Annotated in this window: 13 protein-coding genes; 7 read left to right on the top strand and 6 right to left on the bottom strand. The window is 38.3% G+C overall.

Annotated features, from left to right (window positions below; translation table 11 throughout):
• Window positions 1-50: 50 nt before the first annotated feature.
• Window positions 51-3,209, top strand: a complete 3,159-nt coding sequence (locus tag EWU23_RS03405; protein WP_166228804.1) for a PVC-type heme-binding CxxCH protein — start codon at window positions 51-53, stop codon at window positions 3,207-3,209.
• 152 nt (window positions 3,210-3,361) lie between these two features.
• Window positions 3,362-4,546, top strand: coding sequence for a helix-turn-helix transcriptional regulator (locus EWU23_RS03400; RefSeq protein ID WP_166228802.1), 1,185 nt, complete (start codon window positions 3,362-3,364; stop codon window positions 4,544-4,546).
• A gap of 303 nt (window positions 4,547-4,849) precedes the next feature.
• On the opposite strand, the gene EWU23_RS03395 is transcribed toward EWU23_RS03400, so the two are convergent.
• On the bottom strand, window positions 4,850-6,553 hold the full coding sequence (locus tag EWU23_RS03395; RefSeq protein ID WP_166228800.1) for a hypothetical protein: 1,704 nt from the start codon (window positions 6,551-6,553) through the stop codon (window positions 4,850-4,852).
• Window positions 6,554-6,725: 172 nt separating this feature from the next.
• Here EWU23_RS03395 and EWU23_RS03390 point away from each other — a divergent pair, with 172 nt between their 5' ends.
• The 3 genes from EWU23_RS03390 (at window position 6,726) to EWU23_RS03380 (ending at window position 9,789) form a co-directional block, all read left to right on the top strand.
• The gene (locus tag EWU23_RS03390; protein ID WP_166228798.1) at window positions 6,726-7,703 is read left to right on the top strand and encodes a glycosyltransferase family 9 protein; all 978 of its coding nucleotides are present in this window, start codon (window positions 6,726-6,728) and stop codon (window positions 7,701-7,703) included.
• 3 nt (window positions 7,704-7,706) lie between these two features.
• A complete protein-coding gene (locus EWU23_RS03385; RefSeq protein WP_166228796.1) occupies window positions 7,707-9,011 on the top strand; it encodes a GntP family permease in 1,305 nt (434 codons plus the stop codon).
• Window positions 9,012-9,099: 88 nt separating this feature from the next.
• On the top strand, window positions 9,100-9,789 hold the full coding sequence (locus tag EWU23_RS03380) for a hypothetical protein (RefSeq protein WP_166228794.1): 690 nt from the start codon (window positions 9,100-9,102) through the stop codon (window positions 9,787-9,789).
• Here the strand turns inward: EWU23_RS03380 and EWU23_RS03375 are convergent.
• The 5 genes from EWU23_RS03375 to rsmA are packed head-to-tail and all read right to left on the bottom strand — an operon-like array spanning window position 9,786 to window position 13,729.
• A complete protein-coding gene (locus tag EWU23_RS03375) occupies window positions 9,786-10,730 on the bottom strand; it encodes an NAD(P)-dependent oxidoreductase (RefSeq protein WP_166228792.1) in 945 nt (314 codons plus the stop codon). The two genes, EWU23_RS03380 and EWU23_RS03375, sit on opposite strands and share 4 nt — an antisense overlap.
• Window positions 10,727-11,056: a nucleotide pyrophosphohydrolase gene (locus EWU23_RS03370; RefSeq protein ID WP_109323307.1), complete on the bottom strand. Its 330-nt coding sequence runs from the start codon at window positions 11,054-11,056 to the stop codon at window positions 10,727-10,729. The genes EWU23_RS03375 and EWU23_RS03370 overlap by 4 nt, the downstream gene beginning before the upstream one ends.
• Window positions 11,056-11,508: a D-aminoacyl-tRNA deacylase gene (gene dtd, locus EWU23_RS03365; protein WP_166228790.1), complete on the bottom strand. Its 453-nt coding sequence runs from the start codon at window positions 11,506-11,508 to the stop codon at window positions 11,056-11,058. Before dtd ends, EWU23_RS03370 begins: the two co-directional genes overlap by 1 nt.
• 1 nt (window position 11,509) lies before the next feature.
• A complete protein-coding gene (mgtE, locus tag EWU23_RS03360; RefSeq protein ID WP_166228788.1) occupies window positions 11,510-12,886 on the bottom strand; it encodes a magnesium transporter in 1,377 nt (458 codons plus the stop codon).
• A 60-nt stretch (window positions 12,887-12,946) separates the two neighbouring features.
• On the bottom strand, window positions 12,947-13,729 hold the full coding sequence (rsmA, locus tag EWU23_RS03355; RefSeq protein WP_166228786.1) for a 16S rRNA (adenine(1518)-N(6)/adenine(1519)-N(6))-dimethyltransferase RsmA: 783 nt from the start codon (window positions 13,727-13,729) through the stop codon (window positions 12,947-12,949).
• Between the two features lie 60 nt (window positions 13,730-13,789).
• Here rsmA and EWU23_RS03350 point away from each other — a divergent pair, with 60 nt between their 5' ends.
• Both EWU23_RS03350 and clpB read left to right on the top strand, forming a co-directional pair.
• On the top strand, window positions 13,790-17,101 hold the full coding sequence (locus tag EWU23_RS03350) for a PAS domain S-box protein (protein ID WP_235942132.1): 3,312 nt from the start codon (window positions 13,790-13,792) through the stop codon (window positions 17,099-17,101).
• Between the two features lie 116 nt (window positions 17,102-17,217).
• Entirely contained in the window at window positions 17,218-19,821 is a 2,604-nt protein-coding gene (gene clpB, locus EWU23_RS03345) for an ATP-dependent chaperone ClpB (RefSeq protein ID WP_166228784.1), read from the top strand.
• The last annotated feature ends 68 nt before the right edge of the window (window positions 19,822-19,889 follow it).

The following is a 19,889-nucleotide window of genomic DNA, read 5'->3' as shown; positions in this document are numbered from 1 at the left end:
TTATTTCGATTAATATTACTCTCTAAACATTGAACAAAAATATTTAGATCATGTCCTATAAAATTAAATTCGGGATAGTAGGTATTGTTTTAGCTATCATTGCTTTTAGCTCTTTTCAGCCTTCCTCTTCTCCCTATTTACCAATCAAAAAGAACACAAGTATATCGTTGATTGGCAATAATCTAGGCTCCCGAATGATCAATTTCGATCATTTTGAAACAGAATTGCACCTGAGATATCCTGATAGTTTATTGACTGTAAGAAATCTGTGTGATGGAGGAGATACTCCTGGTTTTAGACCTCATTCTTCCCGAAATAATCCCTGGGTTTTCCCAGGAGCAGAAAAATTCCAACTGGAATTTGCTAAAAACTCAGGAAGTGAAGGCCATTTGGAAAAACATGACGTCTGGTTAAGTCGTTTAAAAACGGATATTGTCGTGGCCTTTTTTGGATATCCTGAATCCACCGAAGGTGCTACTAGAGTAGATAATTATAAAGCGGAATTGACAGCTTTCATCAAACATACTCAAAATCAAAAATACAATGGCTTGAAAGCGCCACAATTAGCCTTGGTTTCTCCGATTGCCTTTGAAGACATCAGTACATTGCGAGATTTACCCAATGGTAAAATGGAAAATGAGCGCTTGGCTATGTATACCAAAGCCATGAAAGAAGTGGCAGATCAAAATAATGTATTGTTTATAAATGTTTTTGACATATCTCAAAAATGGTATGAAGAAAGTCAAGAACCTTTGACCATTGATGGGTTACAATTGAATAATGCAGGATACCAGCGTTTGTCTTTATTTTTAGCCGATCAATTGTTCGGAAAAAAATCGACAGAAATAGCATCTCGTAGAGCTTTAGTTCAGGCAGCTGTGGATGAAAAAAACTGGATGTGGCACAATGATTTCAAAATCCCCAATGGAGTACACGTATATGGTAGACGTTACAATCCATTTGGCCCCGATAATTATCCAGCGGAAATTGAAAAAATACGTCAGATGACGCAAGTACGCCAACAGGCAATCTGGTTAGCAGCCCGTGAAGGTAAGGTCTTGGATATTGAGGCGGAAGACAAAAAAACTAGAACTTTACCTGCCGTTACTACCAATTACAATCCAGATAAAAACGGAAGTTTACGCTATTTATATGGTGAGGAGGCTTTGAAATCGATTCAAGTTCCAGCAGGATATAAATTGGAATTATTTGCTTCTGAAGAGCAATTTCCCAATTTGGCTAAGCCTTCTCAAATGACATTTGATAATAAAGGCCGACTTTGGGTGGCGTCTATGCCTACCTATCCCCATTATAAACCGGGTGATCCAAAACCGAATGATAAATTATTGATTTATGAGGATACCAATGGAGATGGGAAAGCAGATCGCGAAATTATATTTGCTGACCATTTACAATTGCCTGTGGGTTTTGAAATCACGCAAGAAGGAGTCTTTGTGAGCCAAGGAACCAATTTGGTACTATTGAAAGATACGAATGGAGATGATAAGGCAGATAGTAAAGAAATTATTTACAGTGGTTTTGATGACCACGATTCTCACCATGAAATCCATGCCTTTGTTTCTGATGAATCAGGGGCTATTTACATGGGAGAAGGGGTATTCTTACATACCAATGTGGAGACTCCTTATGGAACGGTACGCGGAACCAATGGAGGTTTCTATCGATTTAATCCTACTCGTAGGCATTTAGAAAGAGTTGCCCAATTATCTATCCCAAATCCTTGGGGAATAGCTTTTGATCGTTGGGGTCAAAATTTCTTTGCCGAAACTTCAGGGCCAGATGTTCGTTGGATGATGCCAGGTAGTGTCTTAAGCCGATATGGAGAAGCCAACCATAAATCATATAATTTGATTGAAGAAGCGCATCGAGTAAGACCTACCTCAGGTTTGGAATTTATCTCAAGTAGACATTTTCCGGATGAAGTTCAGGGAGATATGTTGATTAACAATACCATAGGATTTTTAGGTATGAAGCAGCATCAAATCTGGGATGATGGTACAGGCTATAAGTCTAAACATCGGGTAGATTTGGTCAAAAGTGAGGACCGTAATTTCAGACCTGTGGATATGGAATTTGCCCCAGATGGGTCCCTTTATTTCATTGATTGGCACAATATACTCATTGGTCATATGCAACATAATGCACGTGATCCATTGAGAGATCATACCCATGGTCGTATTTATCGGATTACTTATCCGTCGCGTCCATTAGTTAAACCAGCCAAGGTCTTTGGTGCTTCCATCGATGAATTATTGGAGAATTTAAAGTTGCCAGAATATCGAACTAGATACAGAACACGCCGAGAATTGAGAGGACGTAATGTTGCTGAGGTAATTTCAAAAACCAAAGCTTGGGTAGCTAAATTGGATAAAAATGACCCCTCCTATGAGCATCATGCGTTAGAGGCATTATGGGTTACTTGGGGGATGAATAAAATAGATCAGGTTTTATTGGCTCAATTACTAAAAGCTAAAGATTACCATGTACGGGCTGCAGCAGTAAGGGCTGTCCGGTATAATGGACATCAATTACCTAATCAAGCAGCTTTATTAAGTCAAGCTGCCCAAGATAAGCATGGTCGAGTTCGACTGGAGGCCATTGTAGCTGCGTCTTGGATTGGTCCAGCAAAAGGTTTACCTATTTTAGCTATTGCCAAGACCAAACCTTTAGATGATTGGATGATTCATACCTATGAAACGGCATTGGCTCACCTGAGTGGAAGAGGAGTAGAGCGTAAAAAAGAAGTCTATGGTGCAACTAACTTAAAGGGGGCGGATTTAGAATCTTATACCGCAGGAGGAGCCTTGTTTGGAAAAGAAGGGTATTGTGGCACTTGCCATCAATTGGATGGGAAAGGGCTTACAGCCTCAGGATTTCCTCCTTTATCAGGCTCTAAATGGGTGACTGGAAATCAGGATAGATTAATTAAATTGGTTTTAAAAGGTTTAATGGGCCCTATGTCTGTCAATGGTGTCAAATATTCCGGACAGGTACCTATGACTCCTTTTGGGGGGCTAATGAATGATAAAGAAGTAGCTGATGTATTGACCTATATTCGTAATGCTTTTGGCAATAAGGGGTCTGTTATTACTCCACAAAAGGTCAAAGAAGTACGAGCAAACGTATTAGGTAAAAAAGATTTTTATCAAGTGGATAAGCTTCTTTCTGAACATCCTATGGAAGATTAATTTTTTTTATCTGAAAAGCAGCCTATTTTTTAGGCTGCTTTTTATTTTTTTGAAACAAAGTATAATTTACCCATTTTGTACTTTACTTAAATTAGACTCTGATCTCTCTCAATAGTAAACCTTAGGAGCATTATCCTAGTTTTTCATCATTTATGGAAAAAATTACCATAAACTATTATCTGTATTTTTTAGGTTTCTTGTTTTTTGCTTTTGGTGCTAGTCTGATGTTGAAAAAGGGTCTATTGGCGACTCGACTTCTCGGGCTTCAGTTTTTGCAATTAGGTATACAGCTCTATTGTAGTTATTACATTCAATTACCCCTCATAGTAGATCATCCTCATTTTTTTAGAGTTATTTCTCCTTTGTTTTATGTAATAGGGCCATTATCCTTTCTGTTTCAACATTTTTTATTGTATCCAGAAAGAAAGTTTAAACCCATTTATTTTTTACACTTCCTTCCATTTGCCTTCCATTTTCTTGAGTTTGTGCCATTATATCTTAGTACAGAAGCCGTCAAAATTGCTGAAATCAACGAGGTAATTAAACAAAGTACTTTTAATACCAATCATTCTAGCTTTGGATTGTTTTCCATGAGAACACATGTCTATTTAAAGGGGCTATCCTATATTTCTTATATGATATGGACTGCTTATGAATTATTCAAATATTATCAGTCAGTGTCAAAGTCCTTTTTACTGAAGAATCGCCTTATCGTTTTTTGGTTGACAGGTGATCTAGTGTTAAAAATCATTGTATTAGCTTGTCATATTACTTTTAATATCATCTATCAGGATCAAGTTCAGGCGGTTGCTCGGGATTTTCTATATGCGGGGGAGTTTGCCCTCATGGCTTTATTTCTGTTTTTGAATCCTCGATTATTGGATGGACCTTATTTAAAAGGCCTCGTTTTTCAGCATTCTCATCGAGAGATTCAAGAAAAAATAGAGGATTTAAGGGTATTTGATACTGACAAATCAAGAATTAATGTAAAGAATAAATCAATTTTAGAAAAAATGGATCGATATTTTGAATCGGAGTTTATTTTTTTGAAACCAAATATATCTTTGAATTTAGTAGCTCAAAGTTTAAAAATTAAACCCAGGCTGATACGTATATCCTTGCAAGAGGAGCTTGACTTTTCCTTTACAGACTATGTAAATTCGTGGAGAATTCAATATGCAGAAGAGCAATGTCGCGATAATTCTCGCTGGAAATCTTTTAAAATAGAGGTTATAGCCACAGAATCGGGTTTTGGTACTCGGCAGAGTTTTAATACGGCAGTGAAGAAGCTTAAGGGAGTTTCCCCCGGACAGTACTTTGCAAAGTACATGAACTGATGTTCTCTTGTTTAAATTTCAAATAAAATTTTAACGAATGAATTGTTCTCTTTTTAAAATTCGTAAAGAATATTTTGGGGTTAATTTTTCTTTACATATACTCTGAATTATCTGTTTGTGATTGTAAATTATTAGCGTACCTTTGAAGTGTTATAAAAATGAAAATACTCTTAAGACGGTAAGTGATGTTTCTGTAAGAGTTTTCTTATAACCTCCACGAACGATATAATTTAGAACACGGAGTAATGTAAATCCAAGATTCAATGAATCTTGGATTTTTTTTGTGCCCTAAGGAATGGAGAATTAGTTTAACTTAAGTGTATGCAAACTTGTGTCTACTTGCATTAGCTGTTTTAGGGCATACAATCGATTTTTAGATGCTGGATTTTCTGGATCTAAATTCCATAGATACATCTCGTAGTTACCAGCTTTAAGGGATTCGTGGTTGATTTTAATCGAACCATAGTTAGCTCTATAGTTTTCCATGGATAGGAAGTTCTTTTTGCCATTTAATGCAAATTGAATAGGAAGAATGTAGCTGTTGGCATGTTGATTCGTTGACTGGAGTATAATGAACCACTGTTTCTTGAATTCTGTGCTAAAAGGGAAATGCTGAAATTCTAACCAATAATAATGATTGATCCAGGTAGCATGCTTTTGCCGCATGATTTCTTTATATTCTTTAGCCTGGAATGTTAAAGACTCCTTTGGTAGAGAAATAGCTTCCTGATGCTGAAAAGGATTATCCCAGGGATAATTCATGGAATAGACTCGGTTATTTTCTGCTTCAAGTATAATGGGTTTGGCGTTCCATAAAAACCCGGAGCTGACAGATAGTATACATTGATTATTTTTCCAATTGATTCGATCTGCTAAAAAACTCATCTTTTGGTATTGTTGTGCAATACTATGATTGAAAAATGAGAGGCAATAAAAGGGGATACAATATAGCAGTGTGCCTATTAATAGGAATGAGTGAAATCGTTTATTGGTATGTAGAAGGATATGCAAATACACGATGATGATGGATAAGGCAGCATATAATTGAAAACGACTGTAAATAGTATAGTTCTCAGCGGAACGAACCAAAGCAATTAAACCAGCCGAAAATAAAATGAAGGTTAATATGCCTAAATAAGTGCCTTGATCTTTGTTTTTTAAATTGAACTTCCCATGGTCTATGCTATAGAAAATAAATATGGACACGACTAAAAAGCCTATAAACCAGGAAAGCACGAGACCAATTTTAGGGAATTCCATGGCGCTAGCTCCAATAAAGCCCAAGAATGAAAATAGGATATGGTTGATATTCCAATGGAATTTGGCCGCTTGCCCCATCTGGTAAATTTGTAAATAGCAAGCAAAGAATAGCATTAAGCAGATCCCCACAATGAGGGCGTTTTTCCAATTTTTTTGTAATAAATAAACGTAAGCAAGAGCTATAAAAACAATAAAACCATTACCAAAAGTGAATGAAGCTAAGAAAGCTAATGTGATAGCCCAAGCTAAGGCATAGGCTTTGTCTTCAGTAATAAACAGAAGACTAGCGAGTAAAAATAACGTAACATGACCGTGCTGGAGACCCGTTATAGCCCAATTCGAAACTTCGTGATATTGAGGTTGTAGCCAAAGGAAAGCTACGGGGATAAAATATACCAGATGAATTTGCTGTCTTTTGAATAAACGATACAGGAGATATAAAATGAGGATTAGCTCGCCTAAAGTAACCAGGATTAAATGCTGGAAATTAACCTGACCGAATATCAAATAGTCAACCCATGTGATAAGTCTGGGTATAACAATGGAATGGTCATTATCTACTCGGAATAGCGATTGAAAAAAATGAGACCAATTCCAAGGGGTATTCTGAGTACTATTGATGAACTCCAATAATGTTACGTCATCTTGATATGGAAAATCAAAGCTGAAATAATGTATGTAACACACAAATATTCCAATCAAAGTTAAAATGACAATGGCTGAAATATTAGTAAGGGCTTTGGGCATGGGACAAAATAATCTTCAAATTTAGGGAAAATTTAAAGAATAGGCTTGAAGGAATTTGTAGCTTATTTCATGATGTATGCAAGGTTCTAATTTTTTAGTTTTATTTTTGAAAACCCATACAGTTCTGGAAGAAATTTCCAGTTCTTTTAAACCTATTTAAATACTATAAATCATGTTTTATCGAGTGACCTATGCGATAGGTTCATTGTCGTATTTTTTACGCTTTATTTTCCGTATTCTTTTAAAACGTATTTTTCAACCAGCTAAAGTCCATATTGGCATTCTTATGGATGGGGATTTAGGCGATATGGTAGCCTCCGAGCCTATTTTAGACGCTTTACACCAGAAATTTGGGAATGTTGCTATTTACTGGATTACCGAAAAACGCTATTTTCCCTTGTTCTCTCTTCACCCCTTAATCACAGAAATGCTGGATGAATATTCCTTATTAGTGGCTCGGTGCTTGTTGACCTGGAATCCTTTTAACCATTTTTATTTTTTACAATTAAGTGATTTTAGAAAAGATCCCGTTTTTCACATATCCTTGGAGAATAAAAAAGCCGACGATTTGGGTATTCGATTGAATAATTATTACCATCAGTTTAATTTATTAGAAATTTCATCACAGTTAGCTGACTTGGGGATTATTCAAGGGCAGCCTCGTTTGTATGTAGATGATCAACCTTTGCGATTTGATTTACCAAAGTCTTATTGGATTATTCATTGCAAATCCAATGCAGGTTTGAGAGATTGGAAAGATGAGCATTGGCATCAACTAATTTTGGATGCAATTTCGACTTGGGGGATACATGTGATAGAAATAGGAATGAAGCATCCATTGAAATTGGAGCACCCTCAATTCACCTCATTGGTAGGTCAATGTAATTTGATGGAAACCATGAAATTGATTCAAGGCGCCTCCTTTTTTATCGGCTTAGATTCAGGCCCTACCCATATGGCAAATGCATTTCAAATTCCAGGATTGGTGATTTGTGGGGAATTTACTTACTTTAAAAAATATATGTCTTATTCTGGTTTTTATCAGGAAAGTAAACAAACGAAAGTGATGTTTAATCTACATGGTAAAGCAGAAGGATTAGCCTTTGATGAAGTATGGCAGCAATTGCGTGCTCTTCAAGAAAATAAATAGCCTATGCTATTTCTGATTACATTAAGTGCCATTGTGTCCTTGGTTTTAGCTATGACCTGGCTAAAATTACCTCCATTTGTTGCTTTTATTGGAGTAAGTATCCTAGCTGGACTGGCCTTTCATTTACGTCCAGAATTTATATTTAAAGCCATTCAAGAGGGGATGGGTAGTACCTTAGGGTCAATAGCTGGAATATTAGCCTTTGGGTCTATATTAGGTAAATGGGTAGGAATCAGTGGTGCTGCGCAAAAAATGACCGAAGTATTATTGAAGCTTTCGGGAACTCGATACACTCGGATTGCTTTTATGATGGCGGGTTTTCTGGTAGGACTTCCTCTTTTTTATTCGGTGGCCTTTATGTTGTTGGCACCATTAGTTATTACAGCAGCAGCTAAATTAAAACAGCCAGCCACCTTTTTGGCTTTGCCCATGTTGGCCTCTTTAACGGTCACACAGGGATATTTACCCCCTCATCCAGCTCCCTTGGCAATTATGCAAGAGTTTGGTGCCGACTTATCTAAAACCATGACATACGGCATTTTAATTGCTATTCCAGCCATTTTAGTTTCTGGTTTGTGGTTTGGTATGACCACAAAAAATATCTTGACGCCCGCTAATCAAGCTTTTGTGTTTGTAGAAGATGAAAATCGAGTTAAGGGCCCCATTTTGTCTACATTCCCAAGTTTCTTGATCGTGTTATTTCCCATATTTTTATTAGCTCTTGGATCTTTCGGTTCAGGCTATTTTCCAGAGATAGCGGCTTATTTATCCAATCCCGTGTTTTCCTTATTTTTATCTGTTTTATTGGCAGGTATTCTTTTAAAACGAATAGGATTCAGTTCGGATGCATTATTGAATTCTTCTATGGAATCCATAAAAGATATAGCTGGTATACTATTGATATTTGGTGGGGCAGGTGCCTTAAAGCAAGTGTTAGTCGTAGCGGGAGTTAGTCAGGCTGTGGCTGATGGTTTAGGTTCATCTACCTGGAATGTCTATGTATTAGGATGGGCTATGGCTGCCAGCATTCGTGTTTGCGTGGGTTCATCTACAGTAGCGGGTATAACGGCTGCAGGTTTTATGAAGGTGATATTGGTAAATTCCACTGCAGATCCGAACTTGATGGTATTAGCTTTAGGTGCGGGTAGTATGATGTTTTCCCATGTGAATGATACAGGATTTTGGTTATTCAGGGAATATTTTTCATTGAATTTTAAGGATACAATCCGCTCTTGGACCATGATGGACACTTTAGTCTCTATTACTGGACTGATAGGCGTGTTAATTTTAGATCAAATTCTTTTTTAAGGGATTTCATAGGATTCTCCAAGACTGATCTAAGTCATTGTTTCATCGAATAGATTTGTCTAAATTAGTTCGAACATTTCTGATTTTTATGAAAAATTACTTGTACTCCCTTGTTCTACTAGCCGTGCTTTCTTGTCAATCTTCCAATACGGAAAATCAAGAAACACTAGTCCCTAATTTGATCTTAAATGATGTATTAGCTTGTAAGGATTTAGCCGGACTTCAAGCTCAGTATGGTGCTGAATCTTTAGTGGCAGATACGAGCTGGATCTTGAATGAAGATACCCTGAGAGGTTCAATATTGTATCCCAATACCAATAAGCAAGCGTATATCATGTATCATCAGGGACAAATATTGGATGTTTCTGTACTTGGAAAGCAGTCTTTATGGAAAACAAATTCTGGTTTATATCTTGGGTTAAAAATGCTTGATGTGGAAAAATTGAATCAAAAGAATTTTACTGTTTCTGGATTTAATTGGGTCAATGGAGGTATGGTAGTAAGTTGGGAAGGAGGGAAATTAGGAGGAGATAATCTTACGCATGTGGTTCAATTTAGTAATGCAGAAAACAAACATGAAGGGCTTTCAGATATGGAATATAGCCAAATATCTGGAGAGGCAGAATTTGATATTCGCCATCCTTTGATTCAAAAACTAAATCCAAGGCTAGATCAATTGGCCATCGTGAAACCTTATGTCCCTACTAAATCAGAAGGTCAGTCTATGGGTACTCATATTACCAAAACCCAAATTCCCAAGAGTAAGAAAAAGCCCTAATTAACCTGATTGATGGCTTTCCTTGCCATAAATCCAGACAGAGTTGTTAAGAGACTTTGAATGATTCTGGTTCTAGCTTCTCGACTAAGCCAGGCATTATGCGGTGTAATAAACGCATGGGGAATGCCAATTAATGGATGATTACTAGAGGGTGGTTCTTGGTCTAATACATCCAATAATGCAGCGGTAATCTGCTTGTCTTTTAATGCCTGAGCTAAAGCCAATGAATCCACAAGTCCTCCCCGGGAGCTATTGATTAATACCGCATGCTGAGGCATCCAAGATAAAAATTCAGCATTGATGAGCTGATCCGTTTGCGGGTTTAATGGGCAATGTAAGCTGATGACATCACAGGTTTGAGCTAATTCTTTTTTAGATAAAAAGGTCCTGTTTGTTAGGTGTAAATCACGGGTATGGTGATAATAAACCTGCATTCCTAAACTTTCTGCCATACTCGCAAAACATTGTCCAATGTTTCCCATACCTATGATGCCCATTTTTTTATTGGCCCATTCGGTTAAAGGACTCAAAGAATAAGACCAATCATTTTTACTCCATTCTCCTGCCTGAACGGATTGATTGTGTTGTTCCACTCGATTACTCCATGCCAATAATAAGGCCAAGGTATGCTGGGCCACAGAGTAGGTTCCATAAGCAGGGACATTGGATACTTGAATTCCTCGAGCTTTGCATGCTTGAATGTCCACTGAATTATAACCTGTGGCTGCTACTAACACTAGTTTTAATTGGGTGAAATGGGATAAGGCTTTTTCATTGACCAAGCATTTATTCGTTACTAAAACAAGGGCATTAGGATCACGTAAGGGAATATCTTCTTCACTCGTTTTTTCATAGAAATCGACTTCTCCAAAAGTACTCAAAGAGGTTCTTGAAATATCTTGTTGAAATAAGGCTAAGCCATCTAGGATAACGATTTTCATGCTTTTAGTTTTGGATTATTATGGTGGCGATCTTGGTCCCTAATCGTTTTTTTGGCTAAATTTTGCTCAAGCGCTTTTTCTAAATTGATGCCAGTTTGATTGGCCAAACAAATTAATACAAATAGGACATCGGCCATTTCATCACCCAAATCTTTTTGTTTATCAGATTCTTTTTCCGACTGTTCTCCATACCTTCTGGCAATGATGCGGGCCACTTCCCCTACTTCTTCTGTCAACATGGCCATGTTGGTTAATTCATTAAAATAACGAACCCCCACGGTTTTAATCCATTGGTCTACTTGTTCTTGTGCTTCTTGTATCGTCATTAGTTTGGGTGTTGAGAATCGATGATGATGGTAACGGGACCGTCATTGACTAGGCTAACTTGCATATCGGCTCCAAATATGCCGGTTTGCATGGGGAAGCCCATTTTGTTTTCTAAAAGTTCAATGAGGAGTTGGTACAAAGGAATGGCTTGCTCTGGTCTAGCAGCATCTATGAAACTAGGCCGATTTCCCTTTTTGGTTTGAGCATGTAAGGTAAATTGACTCACCAAAATGATTTGACCATTCACGGCCTTGAGGTCTAGATTCATTTTTCCTTCTGAATCCGAAAATATACGGAGAGCACTAATTTTGTTGGCTAAGTATTGACAATCAGACTCTGAATCAGCTTGGTGAATGCCTACTAATATCAAAAAGCCTTGCTGTATCTGCGCATTGATTTGACCATCAATTTCAACTTTAGCTTCCGAAACACGTTGAATGACCGCTAACATGTTACAGCAATAAATAGACGATGAGGAAATATACCCCATAACCTAGAATGTCATTGGTGGTCGTAATAAATGGCCCACTTGCCACCGCTGGATTGATATTTAATTGATTCAATACCAAAGGCGTTAAGGTTCCCATGAGCGAGGCTAACATAACCACAGCAAACAAGGAAATAGAGACGGTTACGGATAGCATAATGGCGCCATGGTCTATTAACATGGAGCAACCAAAAGCAAATGCCGCTGCGATTATGGCATTGATTAAGGCCACAATTAATACTTTTTGAAGACGTTTCCAGAGGGTAGTGTCTAAACCGCTTTTATCCGCTAAACTTTGTACAATAAGGGAAGAGGATTGAATTCCCACATTTCCACCCGTGGAACCTATCAAAGGAATAAAGGCAGAAATGGCAGGCATGATGGAAATGGAGCTATCGAAACGGTCAATGATTTTAGCCGCTAAAAAGCTACCAACCATACCTCCAATTAACCAAGGTAAACGGGAACGTACCAATAACCAAATAGAGTCATCTTCTTCTACGTCTTCCGAAATACCGGCCATAACCTGGATATCTTCTTGTGCGGATTCGGTAATGAAATCGACCACGTCATCGATGGTAATTCTTCCTAATAAACGGCCTTGGATATTGACCACAGGAATGGCTTCTAAGTCATATTTTTGCATTAAATCAGCTACTTCCTCCCCAGAAATATACGTCTGAACAGAAACAATTCCATCGGCATCGAAAACGTCTTGGATTTTAGAGCCTCTTTTTGCCAAAATGATTTTCTTCAAGGAAACGGTTCCCATCAATAAACCATCGTCATCCACGACATATACAGCATATACTTTTTCAACGTCTTCAGCTTGTCGACGAATCTCCTCAACACACTCCGTTACGGTTTGTTTGACATTGATTTTGATTAACTCTTTTTGCATTAAACCACCTGCACAATCTTCATCATAATGCATTAAATCAATGATGAAGCGAGCTTGTTCACGGTCTTTTAATAAGGCAATCACCTCTTCACGAACGCGTACTGGCTGTTCGTTTAAAATATCCACAGCATCATCGGAATCGATGACATTGATGTATCCTGCGATTTCTTTGGAATTGAAATTTTTCAGAAACTTTTTACGGTCATCTGAATCCATGGTTGAAATGATTTCAGCCGCTAATTTCGTATCGAGTAATTGAACAATGTATTTGGCTTCTTCTCCACTTAATTCATCCAAAATACTGGTAATGTCTGCAGCAAATAAATCTTCAATTTTAGCTAGAATAGCCTCATTGGATTGCTCAACGATAAGTAATTTGATCTCCTCTAAAAACTCTTTGGTGAGTTCAAACGGAAGGTGTTGTGGGTTGACTACTTCCATGGATTTCGCTGAGGGTTGAAAATTTCGTATCTAAATTAAGAAATATTTGCTGGATTTCGGCTATGCTCCGATATAACCGTTGGCTTTCCACAATTCGGTCAGTTCGGTAAATTCAGCGACTCCCAATTGCTCGGCACGTTTGGTTAACAAAGGGTGATCGGGTAACTGCATGGCTCTTAGTGCATTTCGTAATGTTTTACGACGCTGGTTAAAGGCCATTTTTACCACTTGTTTGAATTTTTGTGGATCACAGTCTAATTTTTTGTCCCAATTTCTTACCACCCTAATAACTCCTGAATTGACTTTTGGAGGTGGGGTAAATACTTCAGGACCTAAGGTGAATAAGTATTCCACATCAAAATAGGCTTGAAGTAAAACACTTAAAATGCCATAATCTTTATTGCCTGGTTTAGCGGCTAATCGCTCAGCTACTTCTTTTTGTAACATACCTACTACTTCCACACATTGATCCTTATACTCTAGGATTCTAAAAAATATTTGGGTCGAAATGAAGTAGGGGAAATTACCTATAATGGCAAATTTTTCCTCTCCAAAGATGTTTTCTAAAGGGTATCTCAAAAAATCCCCATCGATTAAGCGGGGCCCAGTGAATTCTAAATAATTCTTTCTTAGGTAGGCGACAGACTCTTGATCAATCTCTATGAGGTAGGTTTCATAGTCTTTCTTTTTGACTAAATATTGAGTTAAAACACCCATTCCTGGACCAATCTCCAATACTTTTTGGTAGGCACCTTGCGGATTCAGTCCATTGACGATACGCTGGGCGGCGTCTAAATCATTTAAAAAATGTTGTCCTAAACTCTTTTTTGCTCTTACTTGCACGGGCTGATGGGGCTTTAAGAAGTAAAATTACGCCCTTTTTTGTACATTGTAAGCAAAATTTTGAATAAAGCCATGGCAGGTTGGGCACAGAAATCCAAAGAAGAATTAATTCAGGAAATTAGACAACTAAAAAATCAGTTGGATGTACTCGAAATGACGGAATCAACCTTTACTGGGACTTCTGCCAAAGAGAATCTAATTCGGACTTTAGAAAGTTTAAAGCTTTTTGGAATCATCATGGCGCTGGATGGAACTATCACTCATGCCAATGTGTATACCCATAAACTCCTAGGATATGAGCCGAATGAGTTAAATGGGAAAGACTTTTTTACCACCTTATTGCCCGTAGAAGAAAGGCAAGGACGAAGGTCTTCATTTAATCAAGCTGTTGCTAATGGGGGTTTATTTGAAGAACGAGAAAGAACCTATGTAACGAAATCCGGGGAAATTAAATGGGTGGAGGTTAACTCTACCATAGTCAGTGAGCTGGATGAGCAGACTTATTTGAGTATCATAGGTGAAGATATCAGTGAAAGGAAAAAAGTCAGTGAAGCATTAACCCGATCCAATGCGCAGTTGCAGGATTTGATTAATAATACGACAGACTTAATCCAAATTACAGGAATTACGGGCCGTTTTCTGTTTGTAAACCGAGCTTGGTTAGAAACCATGGGTTACACGGAAGATGAGGCGAGGGATTTGAAATTGCAAGATGTCCTTCACCCAGAATTTGCTTCCAATACATTAGAACAATTGGATTTGCTCAGTAAAGGAAAGGAGATTCCTGAATTTACAGCGGTATTTAGAAGAAAAGACGGCCGACGATTATATGTCAGTGGATCAGCCACTTGTCGATTTGAAAAAGGAGTACCTACTGCTTTTCGCTGTATTTTACACAACTCCACGGCTAAAGTACGTGCGGAACGAGCCAGTAAATTATACTCATCCATTGCCCAGGTTACCATCAACTCATCCAACTTGGATGATTTATATACCAATATTCACAAGCAATTAGGGGAAGTGATTGATGTGAAGAATTTCTTCATTGCCCAATATGACCCTGCGAAAAGCTTCTTGTATTTTCCTTATTATGTGGATGAATATTTTAATTCTAGGGTTCATTTTACTAAAAGAAAATTAGGAAATGGACTGACGGAATATGCCATCATGGCCAATAAACCCTTGATTTTACATGATGATGATATCCATCAATTAGCCAATGAGAAGAAAATTTACCTGTATGGGGTAGTTCCCAAGGTGATGCTTTGTGTACCTCTGCGGATTGGTGATCGGGTAACCGGGATTATCGGGGTTAAATCCTATGAGCGGTCCAATAAATACGAAAACCGAGATTTAGAATTATTGGACTTTATTTCGGGTCAGGTGGCCTTGGCCATTGCTAGAAAACAAGCTGAAGAGGCTTTGGCACGGGAAACAGCCCGTTTGAATGCCATTTTTGAAGGGAGCTCTCACTTAATGTGGTCGGTGAATAAGCGTTTGTTTTTGACCAGTTTTAACCATGAATATTCCGATTTATTGGTGGAGCAAATCAGTATTAGTCCTCAGATCAATATTAGTGCTGAAAAAATGGGCTTCCAGTTATTAGCTCCTCCAGAACGTAGACGGATGGAGGATGGCTATAAAATGGCATTTAGAGGTCAAAAACAACATTTTGAATTGGAGTTATTAACCAAAACAGGGGAGGAGAAATGGCTTGAAATTTATTTGAATCCCATTTTTTTGGAACATGGTACCATTGAGGAGGTATCGGGTATTGCCCGAGATATTACCGATTTAAAGAAATATCAGCATGCTTTAGTAGAGGCACGTGAGCAAGCAGAACGTTCCTTAAAAGTAAAAGAACAATTCTTGGCGAACATGAGTCATGAGATTCGTACGCCGATGAACGGGGTTATTGGCATGGTGGATTTATTAAGTGATACCCTTTTGAATGAAGATCAGGTTGATTATGTGCAAACGATTAAGAAATCTTCGGAAACTTTACTTCATATCTTGAATGACATTTTAGATTTAGCCAAGATTGAAGCGGGTAAAATGGTATTACATCCAAGTGATTTAGTCTTGGATGATGTGTTGGATCGTTTGATGGCTTTGTTTTCCCAAGTGGCTTGCCAAAAAGGAAATACCTTGGAGTATCATTTGTCCAAGGAATTACCTGAGGTGGTGGTGGCCGATGAGACGCGTTTGTTACAAATTCTATCCAATTTGACATCCAATGCCTTGAAATTCACCGAAAATGGTAAAGTGAGTATTGATGTTTCTGGGGAAAATATTTCAAAAGAATCCTTGGATTTAGTGGTTCGAGTGAAAGATACGGGTATTGGTATAAGTCCTGAAAATTTGAAAATATTGTTCAGTGCATTTCAGCAACTAGATAATTCAACCTCCAAAGTGTATGGAGGTACGGGTTTAGGATTAGCGATTTCCCGTGAATTCTGTAAAATGATGCAAGGAGATATTGGGGTTGAATCCACTTTAGGAAAAGGAAGTACTTTCTGGTTTAAAGTGCATTTAAAAGTCGGAAAGCAAGAATTGGTGCAGCGAAATAAGGAAGCGGATAAATTTGTTATTCAAGGGAAATTGGAGGATATACAGCCCCATATTTTGTTGGTTGATGATAATTCAACCAATAGGAAAGTGGCCTCACAGATCTTGGCCAAAGCGGGTTGTATTGTTCAAACGGCATCGAGTGGAAAGGATGCTATTAGTTTGTTAAGTAAAGCCAATGAGTTTGATTTAATATTAATGGATATTCAAATGCCAGAAATGGATGGTATGCAGACTACGCAACATTTAAAACAATTGGGCTTAGAAAGTTTACCGCCTATCGTAGCCATGACGGCTTATGCCATGAAGGAAGATCGGGAGCGTTTTTTAGCGGTGGGTATGGATGATTATTTAGCTAAACCTATTCGAGCACAGCAATTGATTCAAATGGTGAATCATTGGGTTATAAAAGGGGTTAAACCTCATGTGAAGCAAGAGGTATTTAGTGAAGAACATTCCGTTAATCCTATTGATCAAGAAGCTTTGGATTCCTTATTAGAAGCTACAGGAGGAGATGAGGAATTCGTTAAAAGTATGTTATGTGATTTTATTCATGAAGCCAAGCAGCAGATTCAAGATGCTGAGCAATTTTATCAAAAGAATGATTGCAAAGGAGTCCAATCGGAGCTTCATACGTTGAAAGGGAATTCAGGTACCCTTGGCGCTGCAGAAGTATATACGATTTGTCGGAAAATTGAAGGCAAAGCTAAAGTATGTGATTTCAAGGAATTTGAATTGGAAATAGAATTATTAAAGCAAGCTTTGCATCGCTTTGAAGAGGCGGTTCACGTACAATATGCCTGATTTTCGGACAAAATGGCGTATTTTGAAATTTGTATAAAGGACAAATAGGTCATTATTTCCGATTTTTCTCTGTGGATTACAATTTGAAAGTAAGATGTCAAATTGTAAATAAACAGATGAATCCAAAAAATTACACTTCCCAAGCGAGTATTGTGATTCAAAATTCGGTGGAATTGGCTGCTAATGCAGGCCAACAAGCCATTGAAACAGGTCACTTGTTGGCGGCTATCTTGCAAGATGATACCCAAACGGTTTCATTTTTGCTGAAGAAGTTGGGTGTTTCTTCCCAACAAATTCAAGAAAAATTAGGTAAAATTAGTAGTTCGTATCCCAAGGTTTCAGGAGAGCCCTTTTTGAGTAATGGATTGCAACAATCCCTCCAAAAGGCAGAAAAATGGAAGGAAACCCTGGGGGATTCGTATGTCAGCGTAGAAGTATTATTTATTTCTTTGCTGGATGGAAATGACGCCGTTGCGGATGCATTGAAATCCTTAGGCCTCAGTACCGCTTCGTTAAAAAATGCCATTGTAGAACTTAGAGGAAATAGAAAAGTGAACGATCCACATGCAGAGGGTACTTACCAATCCTTAGAAAAATATGGTAAGAATTTGAATGATTTGGCCAAGGCGGGGAAAATTGATCCCGTGATTGGTCGGGATGAGGAGATTCGACGTGTCTTGCAGATTTTATCTCGTAGGACAAAGAATAACCCCATTTTATTGGGAGAACCTGGTGTGGGTAAAACAGCCATTGTAGAAGGTTTGGCTCAAAGAATTGTGTCGGGTGATGTGCCAGAGAACTTGAAATCTAAGATTGTCATGTCCTTGGATATGGGTTTATTGGTGGCAGGTGCTAAATATAAAGGAGAGTTTGAAGAGCGATTAAAAGCGGTCATCAAGGAAGTAACAGACTCCAATGGGGAGATAGTGTTGTTCATTGATGAGATCCATACCTTGATTGGTGCGGGTGGAGGAGGAGAGGGTGCTATGGATGCAGCTAATTTATTGAAACCAGCCTTGGCTCGTGGAGAACTGCATGCCATTGGTGCCACAACATTGAAAGAATATCAAAAGTATATTGAAAAGGATAAAGCCTTAGAGCGACGTTTCCAAGCGGTTATGGTGGAGGAACCTGATGTGGCTGATGCGATTTCCATTTTACGTGGTATTAAAGATAAATATGAGTTACACCACGGGGTTAGAATTCAGGACGATGCCGTTATTGCAGCGGTGGAATTATCCAATCGCTATATTTCTGATCGTTTTTTACCTGATAAGGCCATTGATTTGATTGATGAAGCAGCTGCTAAAATGCGTCTGGAGATAGATTCTGTGCCAGAGGAAATTGATGATATCCAACGCAAAATCATGCAATTGGAGATTGAGCGAGAAGCGATTCGTCGAGAGAATAATAAGGAAAAAGAAACGATTTTATCCAGAGATTTAGCTGATTTATCTGAAAAAAGAGATGCCTTAAAGGCACGTTGGCAAGCAGAGAAATCCGTTTTAGATACGATTCGGTCCGAAAAAGAGAAGATTGACAAGTTGAAACTGGAGGCTGAACAAGCGGAACGTCAAGGTGATTATGGCAAAGTAGCGGAGATTCGTTATGGACGTTTAGTGGAATCGGAACAAAAGTTGAAAGACTTACAATCTGCTTCTACTGGAGAAAATACGATGTTGCAAGAAGAAGTAACTGCGGAGAATGTAGCCGAAGTAGTAGCTAAGTGGACAGGTATTCCGGTGAGTAAAATGTTGCAAACCGAGATAGATAAATTATTGCACTTAGAAGATGAATTGCACAAACGTGTGGCAGGGCAAGATCAAGCCATTGAATTGGTTTCAGATGCAGTTCGACGTTCAAGAGCAGGCTTACAAGACCCTCGTCGTCCGATTGGATCCTTTATTTTCTTAGGTACAACGGGTGTCGGTAAAACGGAATTAGCGAAGTCGCTGGCTTCTTATTTATTCAATGACGAGAATGCGATAGTTCGCATTGATATGTCAGAGTATCAAGAGCGTCATGCGGTAAGTCGATTGATTGGAGCGCCTCCGGGATATGTGGGATATGATGAGGGAGGACAATTGACGGAGGCGGTGCGTAGAAAACCCTATTCGGTGGTATTGTTGGATGAGATAGAAAAGGCCCATCCGGATGTTTGGAACATCTTATTACAAGTGCTAGATGAAGGTCGATTGACAGATAATAAGGGGAGAACAGCCAATTTCAAAAATACCATTATCATCATGACCTCCAATATTGGTAGTCATTTGATTCAAGAAAAAATGGGCCAAATGGAGGGTTGGAATAATCAAATCATCATGGATGAGACGAAGGAAGAGGTGATGACTTTATTGAAACAAGTGGTGCGTCCGGAGTTTTTGAATCGTGTGGATGAGGTAGTGTTATTTGAACCTTTGTCTGAAGAACATGCTCGTAAGATTTTGGGTATTCAGTTCAAAGAAATCCAACGTCGATTGGCTGAACAACAAATTACCTTGGAGGCCACGGATGAGGCTTTAGCTAAATTGGCCAAAGATGGGTATGATCCTAATTATGGAGGAAGACCGATGAAACGAGTACTTCAAAGGGCAGTCTTGAATGCATTATCGAAAGAGATTCTATCGGGTAAAGTGAAAAAGGATTCGGCCGTATTGATGGATTTAGATGCGGATGGAAATGTAATTTTTGATAATGTTCCGAATCCAGAAGTTGTATAAATTGGGGTAATTTATAGAAAAGCCTGAGGATAATTTCTCAGGCTTTTTTTTGTAACGTTGTCAAGGTT

This window comes from Aquirufa beregesia, from assembly GCF_011090385.1.
GTDB lineage: Bacteria > Bacteroidota > Bacteroidia > Cytophagales > Spirosomataceae > Aquirufa > Aquirufa beregesia.
Note: the sequence above shows the minus strand (reverse complement) of the source record. Positions and strands in the feature narration are given on the sequence as shown.